Here is an 18,182-nt window from a genome sequence, read left to right as displayed (position 1 = left end):
AGAGCGGATTGCTCAACAGGGTTCTGGTCCATTTTTACTCTTTCATTCTTTCGCTCTTTCACTCTTTAAGTCGTCAGAACAATGAAAAAGATACTATTCCTTCTCCTGCTTCCGGCGCTGCTGACGTCCTGCGAGGATGTGTTGCAGGAAAACCCCAAATCACTGGCGGTTGAAACTTTTTACAACACGAAAGCCGAGGTCGAATCGGCGGTGAATGCCATTTACGTGCCCTTGCGCAGCAGTTCCACCAACGGGATGGGGGTGTACATCGCCGTCCTGGAAGCCCATATCGACTATGCCTACGGACGCGGTAGCTATGCGGTTTTGAACAATTTTCAGGGACTCGATAATGTCAACATCAGTCGGGTTGCCGGTGCCTGGGAGGCTTATTATCTCAGCATTCGGAACGCCAATCTGGTGATTAAAAACGCGCCCAACGGCAAATCGATCAGCAAGGCCGATGTGACCAGCTACGTAGCCGAAGCCAAATTCCTGCGGGCGTTCAGTTACTTTCATTTGGTGCGTAACTGGGGCGGTGTTCCCATCCGGACCGAAGCCAATATGACCGAGATTGACGCCAAACGGAATACCGTGGAAGAAGTCTATGGCCTGATTCTGAGTGATCTGAAAGAAGCCGAAGCGAACCTGCCCGATCAGGTGTCACAACCGGGCCGACCGACCAAGTGGGCCGCCAAAGCCGTGCTGGCCGATGTTTATCTGCAACAGGAAAAATTTGCCGAGGCCCGCGATAAGGCTGATGAAATCATTAAGTCCGGCCGGTTTTCGCTGATTCCGGTTGCCACGTCCGAGGATTTTCAGAAAGTTTTTGGTCCGGACATCATCACCTCACCGGAGGAGGTTTTTTACCTAAAATTCTCCCGTCAACCCGGCCAGGGCAACCTGTTCCCGACGCTGATTAACCACCCCGGAACCAGGCTTCTGGGCGGAGGTGGGGGCGTTTTTGGCCTGCACAGCGACTCGACCAACCCGGTTTACCAGCAGTGGGACAATGCCGACTTGCGGAAAGGCATCTGGTACTCCTGGAACATCGGAATTGGCGCCACGTCATTGCTGAGCAGAAAATTCATTGACCCCAATTCGCTCGAATTTGCCGGAGCGGGCAACGATGTTACCTGGTATCGTTACGCGGATGTCCTGCTGATTTACGCCGAAGCAGCCGCCCGGGCCGGGAATGCACCAACGGCAGCCGCCATGGAAGCCCTCAATCAGGTACATCGCCGGGCCTACGGAAAACCGGCCGCAACGGCTTCGGCGGTTGATTTCAAGCTGGCTGATTACCCGACGACGAATTCGTTCCTGAACCTGCTCGTTAAGGAACGGGGCTACGAATTTCAGTACGAAGGTAAGCGGTGGCTGGAACTGAAACGAACGGGGAAAGCGCGGGAAATCATTCTGGCGGCTAAAGGGAAAACCATTGATAACAAGCATTTCCTGTGGCCGATTCCGGTTTCGGAATTGAACTACAACAAAGCAATCGATCCGGTGAAAGATCAGAATCCGGGCTATTAAAACACTACTAAACCCTGAAAATGTCATGGAATCAATGGATAATAAACCGGAAATCGCATCCCTGTTTAACCTGAACCGCCGGAAGTTCCTGCGATCGTCGGTCGTCGGCGCTACCGCGCTTTCCGGCCTGGGGCTGTCTGAACAGGCACAGGCGCAGAACCCGACTACTTTTTCGGAACCGGCGCGCAAGCTACCCATTAAGGGCGAGGTCGATGTGGTGGTTTGCGGGGGTGGTCCGGCCGGTATTGCCGCAGCCATCACGGCGGCCCGGGCCGGTGCCCGGACGCAATTGCTGGAAATACACGGTTGTCTGGGCGGGGTCTGGACCGCCGGTTTACTGACCTATATTTTCGATTTCAACAAACCGGGTCTGACGAAGGAAATCAAGGCCAAGCTTGACGAGCGTGATGCCCGGCGTAATCAGATTGCCGATCAGTTTGTGTATCATCCCGACGAAATGAAGCTGCTGCTGGAAGAAATGTGTGCAGAAGCCGGAGTGAAATTCCTGCTGCATACGCGTGTGGCGGCTGCATACAAGGACAAAAACCAGTTGACGACGGTGATTACCGAATCGAAATCCGGTCGGCAGGCCTGGAAAGCCAAGGTATTCATCGATGCCACGGGCGACGGCGACCTGGGCGCCCAGGCTGGCAATAGCTGGGAAATCGGCCGGGGGGGCGATACCTGTCCCTGTCAACCTCTGACCCTCAACACCCTGGCGGTGGTGAAAGATGCGTCCGCACTCCGGCAGTACATTTCCTTTTATCAGGATGACAACGGCAAAGCCAATATGGACTGGCACGTCAAGGCAACCAAAGAGTTCATGAAAGAGATCAACCGCGCGGGCATTACGCCTTCGTACGGTATGCCAACGCTCTTTCTGATTCGGGACAATCTGGTGATGGTGATGGTCAACCACGAATACAACATCAAGGCGTTCGATGCCGACGAGATTACCGAAGCGACGGTGCGGGCGCGCGCCGAAGTTTACAATATTGTCCGGGGGCTGGCGAAACTGGGCGGTCCCTGGGAAGGAATGCAGATTGTGGCCACGCCCGAACAGATCGGGATTCGTGATGGCCGCCGGATTCACGGGCGGTATACCGTGAGTAAGGAAGATCTCGTTGTCGGTGCCCGTCACGAAGATGCCGTCGTCCGGCCAACCTTCGGCGTAGACATCCACGCGGCAACGCGCAGTGAAAACGAAAAGGAAACCATTTCGCGGGGCGGTATCAAAATGAAACCGTACGACATTCCGTTGCGGGCGCTGATTGCCAAAGATGTTGATGGCCTGATGATGGCGGGGCGCTGCATCAGCGGAGATTTTACGGCCCACGCCAGCTACCGGGTTACCGGCAATGCCGTTGCGATGGGTGAAGCCGCCGGGGTGGTGGCCGCTATTGCCGCCAAAAGCAAGCGGAAACCCCACGAAGTGGAGTGGAGCGAAGCCGTTGCCACCCTGACCAAACTCGGCATGCGGGGGGCATGAAAACCGTGCTGGCTGTCTGGTTATTGCTTGGGACTGTTGCCCGGGCTGAGGTGACCTTGCCCGCCATTCTGGCGTCGGACATGGTGTTGCAGCAGCAAACCGAGGTAGTGATCTGGGGCTGGGCCAACCCGACGGAGAAAATAAGCGTTACGGCCAGCTGGGATAACCGGCTGGTCGAAACCGTTGGGGCGCCGGATGCCACCTGGCAGGTACGACTACGAACGCCGAAAAGCGGAGGGCCCTATAGCCTGACCATCAAAGGTAGCAATACGATCACGCTGACCAACCTTCTGATCGGCGAGGTCTGGGTATGTGCCGGGCAGTCGAATATGGAACTGAATGCAGCCGGTGGCGCCAAAGACGCCCGGGCCGAACTGCCAACGGCCTTCAATCCCAATATCTGGTTTTTCAAAATGGCGAAGCGGGCGGCTGCTTCGCCCCAAAACGATGTGAAGGGAAACTGGGCGGTTTGTGATTCCGTCAGTCTGAAGCGGTTTAGTGCCGTCGGATACTTTTTCGGTAAAAAACTTCAGGCAACTCTCGGCGTTCCGATTGGCCTGATCGATGCATCCTGGGGCGGTTCCAAACTGGATACCTGGTTGCCCGAATCGCTTTCCAGCCTTTATCCCGAAACCCGGTATTCGGCTCAAACAATGGTGAAAACCCCCTGGGCCCCCGTAAAACCGGGAGCCCTTTTTAACGGCATGGTTGCCCCCATCACGCCTTTTGCCATTGCAGGCGTAATCTGGTACCAGGGCGAATCGAACCGGCATTATGCCCCGGCCTACTACCGACTAATGCACCTGCTGGTTGATAGCTGGCGGGGTTTCTGGCAGCACGATATTCCGTTTTATTACGTCCAGCTGGCGCCGTATCGGTACGGCGGAACCTACGAAACCGCCCTGCTCCGGGAGAACCAGACGCGGGCAATGGATCTAACCAAAACCGGTATGGTGGTGACAACGGACCTGGTCGATAACCGGGATGACATTCATCCGGCCTACAAAAAAGAGGTGGGAAACCGGCTGGCCAACTGGGCGCTGGCCGACACCTATCGCCAGCCGGTTAACGCGTACAAAAGCCCACAATACCGGTCGATGAAAATCCTCGGAAGCCGGGTTCAACTCACGTTCGATCATGCGCCCGACGGGTTCATGGTTAAAGGACCGGAAATTACGGAGTTTGAGATTGCGGGTGCCGATCGGATTTTTACGAAAGCCCAGGCCCGGATTATCGGCAAAACTGTGGAAGTATGGGCAGAGGGGATTCCCAGGCCGGTGGCGGTACGGTTTGCGTTTCGGGATGCCCCCGAACCGAACCTGTTTAGCCGGGAAGGCCTGCCGGTGATTCCGTTTCGAACAGATCAGTGGGATTTGGGCTTGCCGGTTTTGGGCGAACTCACCCGCGAGTAACACCGGGCAGCTAAGGAACAGGAGAGGGCACGACTCGCTAAATTCGGGAAGGAGATTTGGGTTTTTTTACTACATTTACCCGATTTATTCCAACCCTTACTTCGTGCGTAGTTTATGAACTCAACTCGTTACGTGAAACGTTTTCGGTGGTCTGGTCGGGCGCTGGCGCTCTCCACGGCCGGGCTTCTGATCGGGGGCGCCCTGATCGGTGCCTGGCAAAATGACAACCTCAACCAGGCTTCTACCCCATACCTCGAACGGCTTTTTGCCGGTCTTTCCGACGACGATAAACGCGATCCGAAATACGCCGTGGGTAGCCTGAACGTGGCCCCGGGGCTGGAAGCCAAACTCTTTGCGGCCGAACCCATGCTGACCAATCCCACCAACATCGACGTCGATGCGCGGGGCCGCGTCTGGGTGTGCGAAGCGTACAACTACCGCGCTGGAATCAACGGCAACCCGACGCGCCCGGAAGGCGACCGGATTCTGATTCTGGAGGACACCAACGGCGATGGGCAGGCCGATGTTACCAAGACGTTTTACCAGGGGCCGGAGCTGGTTTCGCCACTCGGCATCTGGGTACAGGGCAATAAAGTGATCGTATCCGATAGCCCGAATGTGTTCGTGTTTACGGACGAAAACGGCGACGATAAAGCCGACAAAAAAGAACTGCTCTTTACAGGTATTAGTGGGGCCGACCACGACCACGGTCTGCATTCATTTGTTTTTGGCCCCGATGGGAAGTGGTATTTCAATTTTGGCAACGAAGGCAAACAAATTCTTGATAAAAACGGCAGACCGATTATCGACCGCAGCACTGGCAAAGAAATCGATCTGAAGAACTTCAAACAGGGCATGGTGTTCCGCTGCAATCCCGACGGCAGCGAGATGGAAGTGCTCGGGCATAATTTCCGGAATAACTACGAAGTGGCCGTTGATTCGTACGGCACCATGTGGCAGTCGGATAACGACGACGACGGCAACAAGGGCGTTCGGATCAACTACGTGATGGAATACGGCAACTACGGCTACACCGACGAAATGACCGGCGCGGGCTGGCGGGCCAATCGGACTAACCTCGAAGAAACCATTCCACAGCGGCACTGGCACCTGAACGATCCGGGTGTTGTCCCGAATCTGCTGCAAACCGGCGCGGGGTCACCGACCGGAATCATTGTATACGAAGGAAAGTTGCTACCATCCGTATTTCAGGGGCAGGTGATTCACTGCGATGCGGGGCCTAATGTGGTGCGGGCTTATCCGGTGACCAACGACGGCGCGGGCTATAAGGCGACGATTGTGCCGGTGCTGGAAGGCACCCGTGACCAGTGGTTCCGGCCCTCGGATGTGTGCGTGGCCCCCGATGGTTCGCTGATGATCTCCGACTGGTACGATCCGGGCGTGGGTGGTCACCAGGCCGGTGATCAAAACCGGGGCCGGATTTACCGCGTTGCTCCGCCGAATACGCCGTATAAAATACCGAAAGTAGACCTGACCACGACGGCCGGAGCCATCGAAGCCCTGCAAAGTCCGAACATGGCGATTCGCTATGCTGCCTGGAACAAACTGCACGAGCTGGGTGCAAAAGCCGAAAAGGATCTGGCGAAACTTTACCAAACCGCATCCGATCCGCGCATGAAAGCCCGGGCGTTGTGGCTGTTGAGTAAACTGGACGGAAAAGGCAAAAAGTACATCGAAACCGCCCTGAAAGACAGCGACCCGAACCTGCGAATGGCGGCTTTGCGGGCGGCTCGTCAGTTGAAAGGCGATGTTACGCCGTATGTGAAACAGTTGGTGAATGACCCCGATCCGCAGGTTCGGCGGGAATGCGCCCTTGCCTTACACCGGAATACGTCACCGGCTGCCCCTGATTTGTGGGCACAACTCGCATCACGTCACGATGGCAAAGACCGCTGGTACCTCGAAGCCCTCGGCATTGGTGCGGATGGACAATGGGATGCCTATTATGGAGCCTGGCTGAAGCGTTCGGGGGAGAATCCGTTGACGACGGCTGCTGGCAAAGACATTGTCTGGCGGGCCCGGACGAAGGATGCTGTTCCCCTGCTGGCGAAACTGGCTGGCGATTCGCAGACCGATCTGACCGGGCGTTTGCGGTATTTCCGGGCGTTCGACTTCAATCCGGGTGCAACCGAAAAATCCAATGCGCTGCTGAGTATTCTGAAAAGCAATCCGAATGATGTGCAGATAACGAAACTGGCGTTGCGTCACCTCGATAAGGCTTTCGTGAAAAATTCGCCGGAAGCCATGGCCGCTTTGACTAAACTGCTGGACGAAACATACGGTAAACCGGATTATATGGAGATGGTAAGCCGGTATGAACCCACGGCCGAAAACGCCCGGTTGCTGGCCCTGAGCCAGAAGCAGTTTACGGACATGATGGGCCGGGAAGCCACCCGGCAGTTGTTGAAACAGGGGGGCGGTCAGCTGGTCTGGGAAGTGATCAACGGAAAAGATCCGAACGCAGCTGTCAACATGGCATCGGCCCTGCGCTGGGTAGGAAGCAAGGAGTCACTGGATATTCTAAAAACCGTCGCATTGGACGAAAACCGCCCGGTAGCCCTGCGTCGGGAAGCCACCCGCGCCATTGGCGGCAGCAACGATGGAGAGGAACTGATTCTGTCGCTGTTGCGCTCTGGACAAATCAAGGATGAGTACAAGGCGGCAGCGGTACAGGGCGTAAGCACAACCTGGCGGAAAAAAGTGCGGCTGGAAGCGGCCAGCTACCTCAACGGCGGAAACAGTGCCGCCGGAAAGAAAATGCCCGGAATTCCGGATTTGCTGGCAATGACCGGTGATGCCAGCCGGGGCTTGACGGTTTTCAAAACCAATTGTTCGATTTGTCACCAGATCAACAACGAAGGCATGGACTTCGGGCCGAAACTGTCCGAAATTGGCAGTAAATTGCCGAAAGAGGGTCAGTATCTGGCGATTCTGTACCCGGATGCCGGCATTAGTTTTGGATACGAAGGCTTTGAAGTTAAATTCAAGGACGGCAGTACGGTTTCCGGCATTATCTCCAGCAAAACCGAAACCGACCTGCAGATGAAGTTTCCGGGCGGAGTCGTGACCGACTACAAGATGAGCGACGTGGTTTCCATGAAGCCCCTGGACTCATCGATGATGCCGTCGGGTTTGCAGGAAAACATGTCTACGCAGGAACTGGTGGATTTAGTCGACTATTTAGCAAGTTTAAAACGAAAATAAAAACCTTCCTTTTATCCACTTTATTATGATTCAACGACGCGATTTTGTCAAATCAACGTTAGGACTGGCCGGTGCTGCGCTGGCGGGTAATGCTTTGGCCGGAAAAGAACCCTCTCAACCACAAACGGTGGCAAAAAACCAGTTTAAACTGTTGTATGCGCCCCACTTCGGCATGTTTACGAACAGCGCCGGAAAGGATGTCATCGACCAGCTCAAGTTTATGGCCGACAACGGTTTTAAGGCGCTGGAAGACAACGGAATGATGGGTCGGCCGGTGGAAGAACAGGAGAAAATTGCGAAGGAAATGGCCCGACTCGGCATGAAAATGGGAGTTTTTGTGGTCGATAAAGGCGGCAACGGAGCTAACACCCTGGCGGCTGGCAAGCAGGAGTTTATCGACATTTTCCTGAGCGGTTGCAAAAAAGCCGTTGAAGTAGCCAAGCGGGTGAATGCCAAATACATGACGGTAGTTCCCGGTGATTTTCAGCGGAACCTGCCCATCGGAATTCAAACCGGCCACGTCATCGACGCCCTGCGCCGGGGATCGGATATTCTGGCTCCGCACAACCTGACGATGGTGCTGGAACCGCTCAGCGATACGCCCAACCTGTTTTTGCGCACCTCGGACCAGACCTACGAAATCTGCCGCGCCGTCAACAGCCCGGCCTGCAAAATCCTGTTCGATGTGTACCACATGCAGAAAAACGAAGGGCACATCATTCCGCATATCGACTGGTGCTGGAGCGAAATCGGGTATTTCCAGATTGGCGACAACCCCGGGCGGAAAGAACCGACAACCGGCGAAATCAACTACAAGAACGTGTTCAAACACTGTTACGAAAAAGCCAAAGCCGAAAACAAGGAGTTTATCTGGGGCATGGAGCACGGCAATGCGTATCCGGGCAAAGAAGGAGAGCAGGCCCTGATCAAAGCCTACATCGAATCCGACAGCTTTACCGTGTAATTGCGGATTCAGGGATCAGTCAAACAGAACAGCCCGGCCATCTGGCCGGGCTGTTCTGTTTGAAATCGTTTGGGAGCGAAGCCCCGGCAAATTCCTTACGGAGCCACAACGGAATTGTCGTCTGATGAAACACCGCTGCCAACGTATTTATCGGCTTCCGGATCATTCAGCCAGGTTTCGCCATCGATCAGGTAGCGGAATTGCGTTTCCTGACCAATCGGTAATTCAACCGTCGTTTTGTATGAACCGTCTTTTTGTTTCTTCAGAGCAGTAGCTGACGAATCCCAGCCGTTAAAATCACCAACCAGTGCAACTTCCTTCGCGCCGTTCACCGCGTCAGCAGGCAGCGTAAACGTTACTTTGCAAATTGTAGGCTTGCTTTTTACATATTGTTTTGCAAGTGCCATATCGAGTAGAGTGTTTGGTTTACGGTTGTAAATTTATATGAAAAAAACAGTAATGTGATGGTTATCAAAGTATTAAAACCTGTCTTTCTTGTAAACGTTCTATTTCTCGATGCAATAATTTAAAAAGTCTCCGAATAAAACCGGCTTTTTTCATAGAACCGCTGTCTTTGTAAAATGTTTTAGCCGGCAATCCTACACCATTATGGGTAGAGACAGGGGTTGACGGGCCTCCGTTGCCAGTACGCAATTTTTTAGCGAACCGTGTACCGAACACCCAGAAAACCGCGAATGCCCTGGTTGGGCGCAAACACGTAATTGGGATCGAAGGTCAGCCGGTAGGGGTTGTCGGGCGTGGCCACCACCTGGCCGTCGGGACCGAAAATGACCTGCTTGTCGAAAGGGTCGTTGGCCCGGGCAATGCTGTTGGCCGGGGGCGTAAAGTTCAGCAGGTTCTTGATGCCACCGTAAATCTCAAAGCCATTGTCGAACTTCTTGGTTAGCTGGATGTTCTGAATGCTCCAGGTCGGCGAATAGGGCGCGCGCGGGTCGTCGCTGCTGAGCAGGGGCAGGCGCATCGGCCCGTAGAGGTTCCCCGTATAATCCGTCGAAAAACCGCGTCCGAAATCGTACGAAGCCGTCCAGGTACCGGTTATCCGTTCGGTCAGCAACTGCCGGGTTTTGACGGCTCGGCCATCGGTACCATCCTCCACTTTGTAGACATCCATGAGCGTAAAACCGGCGTTGATTTTCAGTGGGAAGGTGAAATTGGCGTCCAGGTTCACGCTAACACCCTTGGAGGTCGAGTGGCCTTTCAGGTTGTCGAAAAAGATTTTGTTCGGATCGGTATCGTAATCGGCAATAATGCGGTTCGTGAAATACGTATAAAACACGGATGCATCGACGTTCAGAAAACCGCTGCCAAACACGATCAGTTTCGTGTAATTCAGGTTTACGTTCCAGCTTCGTTCGGGTTTCAGTTCGTCCTTCACCACCACCTGCCGCGCCCCGGTCAAAGCCGCGTGGTCTTCGGTGAACAGGTTCACCACCCGGTAGCCGGTTCCGGCGTTCAACCGGATCACATTGTCTTTGTTCGGCGACCATTTGTACGAAAACCGGGGCGTCAGGATGTTGCCGTGCCGCGAATTGTAGTCGTACCGAAGCCCGATCAGCAGCTTGTGTTTGTCGTTGAACGTGAACTCCGGCTGGGCAAAAATCCCGGGTAACAGCGTCCGGTCGGGCTGGTTAATGGGCCGGAGCGAGTCGCCGGTCTGGGTCGCGGGCGTACTGTCGTCGTAAAACGTGTACCGGAACGGTGTTCCCACCAGTAGGCTGAACCGGTTATTGAATTCCTTGTTCCACAGCAGTTGCGCGAAGAAAATCCGCTGGGTAGCCATGAACGGCGTCGTGCCGTAGTACGAGTTCTGGTGGTGGCTGTTGAACGACGATTGCAGGGTGATGTTCTCGGTGGTTGGCAACTGGTAAGCGCCAATCAATTCGAACCGTTTGGTATAAATGCTTTCGGCATACAGGCTATCGGTTCCGCGTAAAACCGGGGTCCAGTTGGTTTGGCCGCCCCAGCGGTCTTCGTAAAAATACCGGGCGGCAATGCTGGCCAGGCGGTTTTCCTTTCGCTCGAACTGCCATTTATTGAAAACCGAGATTCGGTGCTGGAGCGTCACGTCCGTAAAACCGTCGCCGTTTTTATCGTGCGGTGTCTGGTAATTATAGTAGTTCAGACCGACCAGCGAGTTGGCGGTTCCGGCTTTAAACTTGACACCCAGGTCGGCATTGTATTCCTGCCAGCTGGTTCCGAACACATCCGCCGTCAGGACGGGCGCTTTCAGTGGATTTTTGGTGATGATGTTGATCAAACCGGCCACGGCCTCCGACCCGTATAGCGTCGAAGCCGGACCTTTCACCACCTCGACCCGCTCGACCAGTGAATTCGGGATGCCGGACAAGCCGTACACCGTTGATAACGAGCTGACGATGGGCATACCGTCGAGCAGCACCATCGTGTAAGGACCTTCCAGACCGTTGATGTGAATATCGCCGGTATTGCAGACGTTGCAGTTGAGCTGGGGCCGTACGCCGTTGATGTTTTGCAGCGCGTCGTAGATGTTGGGCGTGGGGTTTTTCTGGAAGAATTTCGGCGTATAAATCTCCACCGGAACGGGACTTTCCAGCTTGGAAACCTCTTTCATCGTTCCCGTAATGACGACTTCGCCCAGCGTGTTGGGAGCTTCTCGCAGGTCGACGGTTTGGCGGAAAGTCTGCCCGGCGGTCAGGACGATGGTTTTCTGGAACGTCTCGAAACCGACCTGGGAAACCACCAGTTGGTAGCGCCCCGCCGGAATACCGGTCAGTTTGAAAACGCCCGCCGTATCGCTGAGGGTACCGAAGCGGGTTCCCTTCAGGGCGATGGTGGACAGTTCAAGCGGTTTTTGTTTGGAGAAAACGTGCCCTTCGATCGTGGCCGTCGATTGGGCGGTTGCGAAAAGGGTACTGCACACGATAAGCAGGAGCGATACGTATATCGTTTTTTGCATGGTTGTCGGAAAACAATAATAGAAGGGAAATTCCAGGCCCATAAAGCGCAGGAAATCAGCCGGGTATAAACCAGCCATCACCAGCGCAACGGGCAGCAGGAAATGAAATGGAAATCGCAGGATGCGACAAACAGGAAGCAATTATCCGACAACCGGCGGACCCCGATGGGAGAAGTACGGAAAGAAGTGGGTTTGGATGCGTTCGTAAACCGCCAGAAAATGACGCAGCACCGGCGCGCTCAGGACCGCACAGACAAATGCAAACGGCGTCAGGCTGTCGTAGAGAATGTTGGTGAAATTGTCGAGCCAGAATAATTCGCCGTTGGTGTGCGTATTGGGCTGGTACGGACTATCGCCGATGGGAATGAAAGGGTGCGCGTGGACGATGATCCGGCCACTGGCGAGCTTGTGGGCGTGTCGGAAAACAACCGAATTGACCAGCATAAAGCTGAACAGAATCAGCAGAATGCGGGCGATTTTCTGTCGATAAACCGGCAACCAGTGCATGGCTCTAACTAGGAAGTTGGCATAAACGGCTACGGCCGTTTCAACAAAGATAAAGAATAAATTTAGACAAGTCTAAATTTTTAAGCCCTGGATTTTGCCTTCTCTTGTCCAGAGCCGCTGGCATCGGGCGACTGGCTGGTTAGTATAAGGTTTCCAGTTGTTTAAAAACCGGGATTAACAGTTTCCCTTTTTCGGAAAGCGAATACTCAATGTGCAAAGGTTTCAACCGAATGACCACTTTCTCCAGGTAGCCTTCCTCCACTAACTCCTTGAGGGAAGTTGCCAGCGATTGCTTGTTGGCCCCTTCCACCTGGCGCAGTAAGGCATTGAAACGCAACGGACCCTCAAGGGCCAATTTAAACAGTTGCGGCTTCCACTTCCCGGAAAGCGCTTTCAGTAACTCTTCCGCCGGACAAACCATTTCATGTTGTTGGACTTTTTTCATAGTCAAGTTTTTTTGACTAATTGACAGGCCCCGGGCCCTTGCCGACCTTTGTAGGCAAGTTACACATTTAATTCCAGTGAAATGGAGCAAACAGGCTTTTTTCGCTTAGGAAATAATTCCTGAAGAGGTTGTCTTGTAAACGTTAAGAAAGGTCCGTTTTTCAGTAGAAAATGGATTTATCGGAGAACGCCAGCGGACGGAGCCTGAACGGGGACTTACAAAATTCAGAATAACATGCACAATCAGAAAACGAATCCACTGCTCTGTGATAGTATAACGGGATCATGCGAAGTAGGCCCTGCGCAGGCCGCCGAAAACGACCTGATCGTTCGGGTTGACAAAAAACCGGTCAAACTCCTCTATTTTACCGATCCGATCTGCTCATCCTGTTGGGGTATCGAGCCGCAACTGCGAAAACTGAAGCTGGAATACGGTGATTCGCTGGAAATTGAATACCGGATGGGAGGGCTGCTGCCCGACTGGAGCTATAACAGCGGTGGGATCAGCAAGCCTTCGGATGTTGCTCCGCACTGGGATGAAGTGAGCCACCATTACGATATGCCCATTGACGGCGATGTCTGGCTGGAAGATCCCCTGCCTTCGTCGTACCCGCCCTCGATTGCGTTCAAGGCGGCCCAGTGGCAGGATTCGGAGAAAGCTATCCGGTTTTTGCGCAAAATCCGCGAGATGGTTTTCCTGGAAAAGAAAAACATTACCCGCTGGAACCACCTGGCGGAAGCCGCCCAGACGGTCGGTCTGGATGGGGCCCGGCTGAAAGCGGATTTCGAAGGAGAGGCTAGCGTAGCCTTTGCGGACGATTTGGAACGCGGTCGGCGGTTGGGCGTGCGGGGGTTTCCGTCCATTTTTATTTCGGATGGATCGGGAAAACCGGAATTTATCTACGGGATGAAACCGTACAGCGTTTACGAGAAGGCGATCCAGACGGTGTATCCGGCGGTTCAGAAGCAGGCCGTCGATCCGCAATGGCAGTTCTTATTCGCCCGCTTTGAATCGTTGACCACGCGTGAATTTTCGGAGCTTTCGGGTGTTCCCAGGCTGGAGAGCGTGGCTTTTTTACAGAATCTGACGGATCAGGGGCATCTGACCAGGCTGCGGACAAAAAATGGTGATCTATGGATTGCTGCGTCCGCCGGACTGCCGTAACGTGTAACCTGGAATTCCTCCCCGGGAAGTACCTGTTTTCGAAGCAGGTACTTTTTTTGTTTCATCCGGGTGGGCCGGTCAATGGCTTTCGCCTTCCCAAACCTCCGGCACCAGGTCTCTTCTCAATCATTTTCCGACAAAAAGCTATTCATTCCTTCCCCCACTGCCTATATTTGACAGGAAGGATGGACGAGAAACAATGCATTCATGTCCGGCTAGTTACTCCATCGTTCATCAGCCATCATTTATTATTCATGCCTTATCCTTTACCTATGCGAAAAATTGCCATGCTGGGGTCCGGTTTTATTGGCCGGTTCTATGCCGAATCCATCCACGGTCAACGGGGACGTGATCGCGTGGTGGCTATCTACGCCCGTCGCGAAGAAAGTGCCCGAAAATTTGCCGCCGACTACGGTTGCTCAATCTGGGGAACCCAAATGGAAGACGTGATTGCCCACCCGGAGGTCGATATGGTCTGTATTGCGTTGCCCAACAACCTGCACGAAGCGGCCGTGTTGTTGTGCGCCAAACACAAGAAAGCCGTTGTCAGCACTAAACCGCTGGGCCGCACGGGTGCCGAAGCTCTGCGGATGCTGAAAGCGGTGGAGGAGGCCGGGATTTTTGCTGGCTATCTGGAAGATCTCTGTTATACCCCGAAATTCCTGAAGGCGCTGGAAAGTGTCAAAAACGGTGCGCTGGGCCGGATTCTGTGGGCCAAATCGCGGGAAACCCACCCGGGTCCGCATAGCGACTGGTTCTGGGACAAAGAACAGGCCGGTGGGGGCTGCATGCTCGACCTGGGTTGCCACTGTGTCGAAATCTCGCGCAATTTTATCGGGAAAGATGTGAAGCCCGTGGAGGTGATGTGCTGGGCGGCCACGCAGGTAAAACCGATCGATGCGGAAGATCACGCCATCGCGCTGGTGAAGTACGAAAACGGGGCCATCGGTCAGTTTGAAGTGAGCTGGACGTTCCGGGGGGGAATGGACCTTCGCGACGAGGTGATGGGAACCGAAGGAACCATCTGGATCAACAACTTCCTGCGTACCGGTTTTGAAATGTTCACGACCGGAAAAGGCGCGGATTACGTGGCCGAGAAAGCCGAGAGCACCACCGGCTGGCTGTTTCCCGTGGGCGATGAAGTCAATGACCTGGGGTACAATCACATGTTTACGGATATGTTCAACGCAGCCGACGAAGGACGCGAACCCGCCGAGACGTTCTACGACGGTTACGTGGTCAACGCCGTGCTGGATGCGGCTTATCGGTCGGCCGAAACCAAACAGTGGGAACCCGTGCACCTGCCCGTCTGGCGCGGTCGGGAAGGCCTGACCCAGGAAGCGACGCTGGTGGATTACGACGAAAAATACTACCTGATCAAGGAAGAGGTGACGCATGACGGTCGGCATAAGGTCATTCTGAAAGACAAAGAAACCGGCCGGATTCTGGAGCGTGATTTGCCCTAGGGGAGTAGGTTTACGGTTTATAGTCGCTTCGTTGTTACCGAATAGGTGCGTCAGTCCAACGTAACGACGGCCCGGCGAAAACCGTAAACTGAAACCCCAAAAACCTTAACAGCACATAACTCTTTACTCACCTGTCTGTTGGCAACTCCCGATCGCCCGGAGAATACTTCTACGGAACTTATTTTTACGCATTTACCCGGTTTTGCAAAATTCCTGCTGGAACGGCATCTGGAGGAGTTTAGCGCGGAATTGCTGCGTTTGTATGGAGAAGTTGACATTCCGATGCTGGCCTTTTTCAAGGCGTGGACGCCGGAACAGCTCCGGCAGTTATCCTACGACTCGTCGGCGAAATTGCTGACGGCTTTTGCCGAAAACCGCATCAGTGGCCACATCGACGCGACGCTGCAACGCTGGGCGCAGGACCAGTTGCAGGGGCTTAACCGGACCCAGATTGCTCCGAAAGACATCAGCCTGATGGGCTATGTGCGGAAGCAGGCCATGCTGACTTTTCTGCCCGGTTACACCGCCGATGTGGCCGGAATAATTGATCTCGTTCGGGAAATCGATGCTTATGTTCTCGATCTGGCTAGTCGGGCGACGGGGTTGTATATCAATATCTTACACGGCAAGATTGACGAGCAGTTTTATTTTCATTCAAAGCTGACGGACACAATGCCGGGCGTCATTTACGTCTTTGACCTGATAGAGCGGAAAGAACGATATACCAGCCAGAGAGTCGAACCGATGTTGGGATACACGCCCGATGAAATCCGGGCGATGGGCAGTATGTACCTCGAAACCGTACACCACCCCACGGATATTCCGCGGATTCTGGCCCATTTAGAATCGTTTTCCCAGGTGAAAGACGGTGAAGTGCAGACGTTCGAACACCGGCTGAAGGATAAGAGTGGGCACTACCGCTGGCTGCGAAATTACGAATCGGTGTTTCGGCGCAAACCCGACGGCCAGCCGTGGGAAATTATCGGTTTGACGCTCGACATCGATCTGGAGAAACAAAGCCTGCAGCTCGTGGAGGAGAAGCAGAAGTTCATTCAGAAAATTACGGATGCCGCCCCGGCGATCATCGCGACGTTTAATGTCAATACGGGTCAGTATCTGTTTGTTAGTCAGGGTTTCGAGTTGTTGCTTGGCTATTCGCCCCAACGGTTGCAGGCAGAAGGAATTGGATTTCTGATCGGGATTATGCACCCGGACGATTTTCCCAAATTGATGGAAGAAAATCTCCGGTCGTTGGAAAAAGCCAACCAGGCATCGGGTAATAACGACGAAGTGCTGGTGTCGGAGTTTACGTACCGGATGAGGCACCACAACGGGCAATACCGCTGGTTTCAAACCTACGGCACGGTTTTCGACCGCGACCGTGAAGGCAAGGTGGAACATATCCTGAACATTTCGCTGGACATTACCGACAAAGTGGAAGCTGAGAACCAGGCCGGCGAAAAGAACCGGCGGCTGGAGCAGTCGAACGCGAGTTTACAGGAATTTGCCTACATCGCGAGCCATGACCTGAAAGAACCGTTGCGAAAAATAACCGCGTTTGGCGACCGTTTGCTGCTAAGCCAGCGGGACAAAATGGACGCCGAAGGGCAGCTTTTCCTGACGAAGATTATCGACGCAGCCCAGCGGATGCACAACCTGATCGGCGATGTGCTGTCGGTTTCGCTGATTTCGTCCGACCAGCGGTTTGAAAAACAGGACCTGAAACTACTGCTGGATGATGTGGTGCAGTCGCTTGACTTCAAAATCGAGCAGGTAAAAGCCGAAATTTACGCTGATGACCTGCCAGCGGTGGCCGTGGTGGCCTCCCAGTTTCGGCAGCTTTTCCTGAACCTGTTGACGAATGCCTTCAAGTTTGCCCGACACGACGTTCCGCCGGTGGTGCGGATTACGTACCGGTTTTTGCAGCCCGGCGATGTCTGGTATTCCGGCCTGACTCCGGCCCGGCGGTATCTGGAACTGAAAATTGCCGATAACGGCATCGGTTTCGATAACCGGTATGCCGGTAAAATCTTCGCGATTTTCCAGCGATTACACGCTAAAAAAGAGTTTGAGGGTACCGGAATCGGGCTGGCAATCTGCAAGAAAATCGTTGAAAACCACGGCGGTATCATTACTGCCAACGGCGTTCCTAATCAGGGGGCAACCTTTACCGTGATCATTCCGGCCGGATGATCAGAACCGGCCGTGCAGGATGTAACGGTCGGTTCGGGCGTATAGGGAGGAATAAAAGCTGAAATCGGGTCGGTTCGTATCGAGCCGTTTGTCGAGTCTGAGAACGGGCGTCTGGTTGGCGACGCCCAGTTGCCGCGCCAGTTCCCCGTCGGCCGTTACGGCCAGCACTTTCTGTTCGCCCCCTTTCACCAGTAGCCCGTATTTGGCCCGGAGCAGGTCGAACAGGGAGCGGTTTTCGAGCCGTTGCCGCGAAAAACCGGGCAGGTAGCGGTTGGGCAAAATAACCTTTTCAAAAAAAACCGGCTCTTCTTCCACCGCCCGCAGCCGTTCCAGGTAATAAAAACCGACTTTGTGGTCGTCTTCGGTGGGTGTGAACAGGAAGTCGTCGGGGAAAGGATGCAGCCGTGGTTTGGTCAGAATGGCCGTAGTCATCCGCTCGGTTTTTCCGGTATTGGTCGTATTGGCCAGCCGCCCGACAATTGACATGACGCCCAGCCCGATGGGTAAGGGCTGCACAATACTGCCTTTCCCCTGGTGTTTACGGATGTAACCATCCTGCACCAGCAGGCCCAGCGCCTGCCTGATCGTGGGTTGCGTCAGCCGGAACTGGTTCTGGAGGTCTTTTTCGGAAGGCAACAAATCGCCCGATTTAAAATCGCCCCGGATGATCTGCTGGCGTAAGGATTCATAGAGGTACTGATACTGGGGGATGCGGGTGGGCCGATCGTTCATAGAGGCTGGTTGTTGATGAACAAGTATACAAAAAACTCTTTAAATTGAGACTTATTATAATAAGTTATTGCATTCCTGAAATCGGATGTATACCTTCGT

At 54.1% G+C, this 18,182-nt stretch carries 13 protein-coding genes; 8 read left to right on the top strand and 5 right to left on the bottom strand.

Features of this window, described 5'->3' with window-relative positions:
• Window positions 1-81 precede the first annotated feature (81 nt).
• From ACFPMF_RS26845 to ACFPMF_RS26825, 5 genes are all read left to right on the top strand, one after another.
• Window positions 82-1,530, top strand: a complete 1,449-nt coding sequence (locus ACFPMF_RS26845; RefSeq protein ID WP_379851026.1) for a RagB/SusD family nutrient uptake outer membrane protein — start codon at window positions 82-84, stop codon at window positions 1,528-1,530.
• Window positions 1,531-1,555: 25 nt separating this feature from the next.
• Window positions 1,556-3,019: an FAD-dependent oxidoreductase gene (locus ACFPMF_RS26840; RefSeq protein WP_379851024.1), complete on the top strand. Its 1,464-nt coding sequence runs from the start codon at window positions 1,556-1,558 to the stop codon at window positions 3,017-3,019.
• A complete protein-coding gene (locus ACFPMF_RS26835) occupies window positions 3,016-4,431 on the top strand; it encodes a sialate O-acetylesterase (RefSeq protein ID WP_379851022.1) in 1,416 nt (471 codons plus the stop codon). The genes ACFPMF_RS26840 and ACFPMF_RS26835 overlap by 4 nt, the downstream gene beginning before the upstream one ends.
• A 132-nt stretch (window positions 4,432-4,563) precedes the next feature.
• A complete protein-coding gene (locus ACFPMF_RS26830) occupies window positions 4,564-7,656 on the top strand; it encodes a PVC-type heme-binding CxxCH protein (RefSeq protein ID WP_379851020.1) in 3,093 nt (1,030 codons plus the stop codon).
• 28 nt (window positions 7,657-7,684) lie between these two features.
• A complete protein-coding gene (locus ACFPMF_RS26825; RefSeq protein WP_379851042.1) occupies window positions 7,685-8,620 on the top strand; it encodes a hydroxypyruvate isomerase family protein in 936 nt (311 codons plus the stop codon).
• Window positions 8,621-8,715: 95 nt separating this feature from the next.
• Here ACFPMF_RS26825 and ACFPMF_RS26820 read toward each other — a convergent pair whose 3' ends face one another.
• The 4 genes from ACFPMF_RS26820 to ACFPMF_RS26805 all read right to left on the bottom strand — a co-directional run bounded on the left by ACFPMF_RS26820 (window position 8,716) and on the right by ACFPMF_RS26805 (window position 12,528).
• The gene (locus ACFPMF_RS26820) at window positions 8,716-9,027 is read right to left on the bottom strand and encodes an isoamylase early set domain-containing protein (protein WP_379851018.1); all 312 of its coding nucleotides are present in this window, start codon (window positions 9,025-9,027) and stop codon (window positions 8,716-8,718) included.
• A gap of 251 nt (window positions 9,028-9,278) precedes the next feature.
• Entirely contained in the window at window positions 9,279-11,576 is a 2,298-nt protein-coding gene (locus tag ACFPMF_RS26815) for a TonB-dependent receptor (protein WP_379851016.1), read from the bottom strand.
• A 141-nt stretch (window positions 11,577-11,717) separates the two neighbouring features.
• Window positions 11,718-12,083 (bottom strand): hypothetical protein, encoded by a 366-nt coding sequence (locus ACFPMF_RS26810; protein WP_379851014.1) that lies wholly within the window; start codon window positions 12,081-12,083, stop codon window positions 11,718-11,720.
• Between the two features lie 139 nt (window positions 12,084-12,222).
• Window positions 12,223-12,528: a winged helix-turn-helix transcriptional regulator gene (locus tag ACFPMF_RS26805; protein ID WP_379851012.1), complete on the bottom strand. Its 306-nt coding sequence runs from the start codon at window positions 12,526-12,528 to the stop codon at window positions 12,223-12,225.
• A 234-nt stretch (window positions 12,529-12,762) separates the two neighbouring features.
• Between ACFPMF_RS26805 and ACFPMF_RS26800 the strand changes: the two genes are divergently transcribed.
• The 3 genes from ACFPMF_RS26800 to ACFPMF_RS26790 all read left to right on the top strand — a co-directional run bounded on the left by ACFPMF_RS26800 (window position 12,763) and on the right by ACFPMF_RS26790 (window position 17,351).
• Window positions 12,763-13,692: a ClpXP adapter SpxH family protein gene (locus tag ACFPMF_RS26800; protein WP_379851010.1), complete on the top strand. Its 930-nt coding sequence runs from the start codon at window positions 12,763-12,765 to the stop codon at window positions 13,690-13,692.
• A 272-nt stretch (window positions 13,693-13,964) separates the two neighbouring features.
• On the top strand, window positions 13,965-15,158 hold the full coding sequence (locus tag ACFPMF_RS26795; protein WP_379851008.1) for a Gfo/Idh/MocA family protein: 1,194 nt from the start codon (window positions 13,965-13,967) through the stop codon (window positions 15,156-15,158).
• 138 nt (window positions 15,159-15,296) lie between these two features.
• Entirely contained in the window at window positions 15,297-17,351 is a 2,055-nt protein-coding gene (locus tag ACFPMF_RS26790; RefSeq protein ID WP_379851006.1) for a sensor histidine kinase, read from the top strand.
• Here ACFPMF_RS26790 and ACFPMF_RS26785 read toward each other — a convergent pair whose 3' ends face one another.
• Complete coding sequence (locus ACFPMF_RS26785; protein WP_379851004.1) at window positions 17,352-18,083, bottom strand: GntR family transcriptional regulator; 732 nt, start codon at window positions 18,081-18,083, stop codon at window positions 17,352-17,354.
• Window positions 18,084-18,182 lie beyond the last annotated feature (99 nt).

The organism is Larkinella bovis (genome assembly GCF_042655385.1).
GTDB lineage: Bacteria > Bacteroidota > Bacteroidia > Cytophagales > Spirosomataceae > Larkinella > Larkinella bovis.
Note: the sequence above shows the minus strand (reverse complement) of the source record. Positions and strands in the feature narration are given on the sequence as shown.

Excerpts from the sequence above, each read along its gene's own strand:
- ACFPMF_RS26845 (WP_379851026.1), top strand. The coding sequence starts at position 82 with ATGAAAAAGATACTATTCCTTCTCCTGCTTCCGGCGCTGCTGACGTCC.
- ACFPMF_RS26840 (WP_379851024.1), top strand. The coding sequence starts at position 1,556 with ATGGAATCAATGGATAATAAACCGGAAATCGCATCCCTGTTTAACCTG.
- ACFPMF_RS26835 (WP_379851022.1), top strand. The coding sequence starts at position 3,016 with ATGAAAACCGTGCTGGCTGTCTGGTTATTGCTTGGGACTGTTGCCCGG.
- ACFPMF_RS26820 (WP_379851018.1), bottom strand. The coding sequence starts at position 9,027 with ATGGCACTTGCAAAACAATATGTAAAAAGCAAGCCTACAATTTGCAAA.
- ACFPMF_RS26815 (WP_379851016.1), bottom strand. The coding sequence starts at position 11,576 with ATGCAAAAAACGATATACGTATCGCTCCTGCTTATCGTGTGCAGTACC.
- ACFPMF_RS26810 (WP_379851014.1), bottom strand. The coding sequence starts at position 12,083 with ATGCACTGGTTGCCGGTTTATCGACAGAAAATCGCCCGCATTCTGCTG.
- ACFPMF_RS26805 (WP_379851012.1), bottom strand. The coding sequence starts at position 12,528 with ATGAAAAAAGTCCAACAACATGAAATGGTTTGTCCGGCGGAAGAGTTA.
- ACFPMF_RS26800 (WP_379851010.1), top strand. The coding sequence starts at position 12,763 with ATGCACAATCAGAAAACGAATCCACTGCTCTGTGATAGTATAACGGGA.
- ACFPMF_RS26795 (WP_379851008.1), top strand. The coding sequence starts at position 13,965 with ATGCGAAAAATTGCCATGCTGGGGTCCGGTTTTATTGGCCGGTTCTAT.
- ACFPMF_RS26785 (WP_379851004.1), bottom strand. The coding sequence starts at position 18,083 with ATGAACGATCGGCCCACCCGCATCCCCCAGTATCAGTACCTCTATGAA.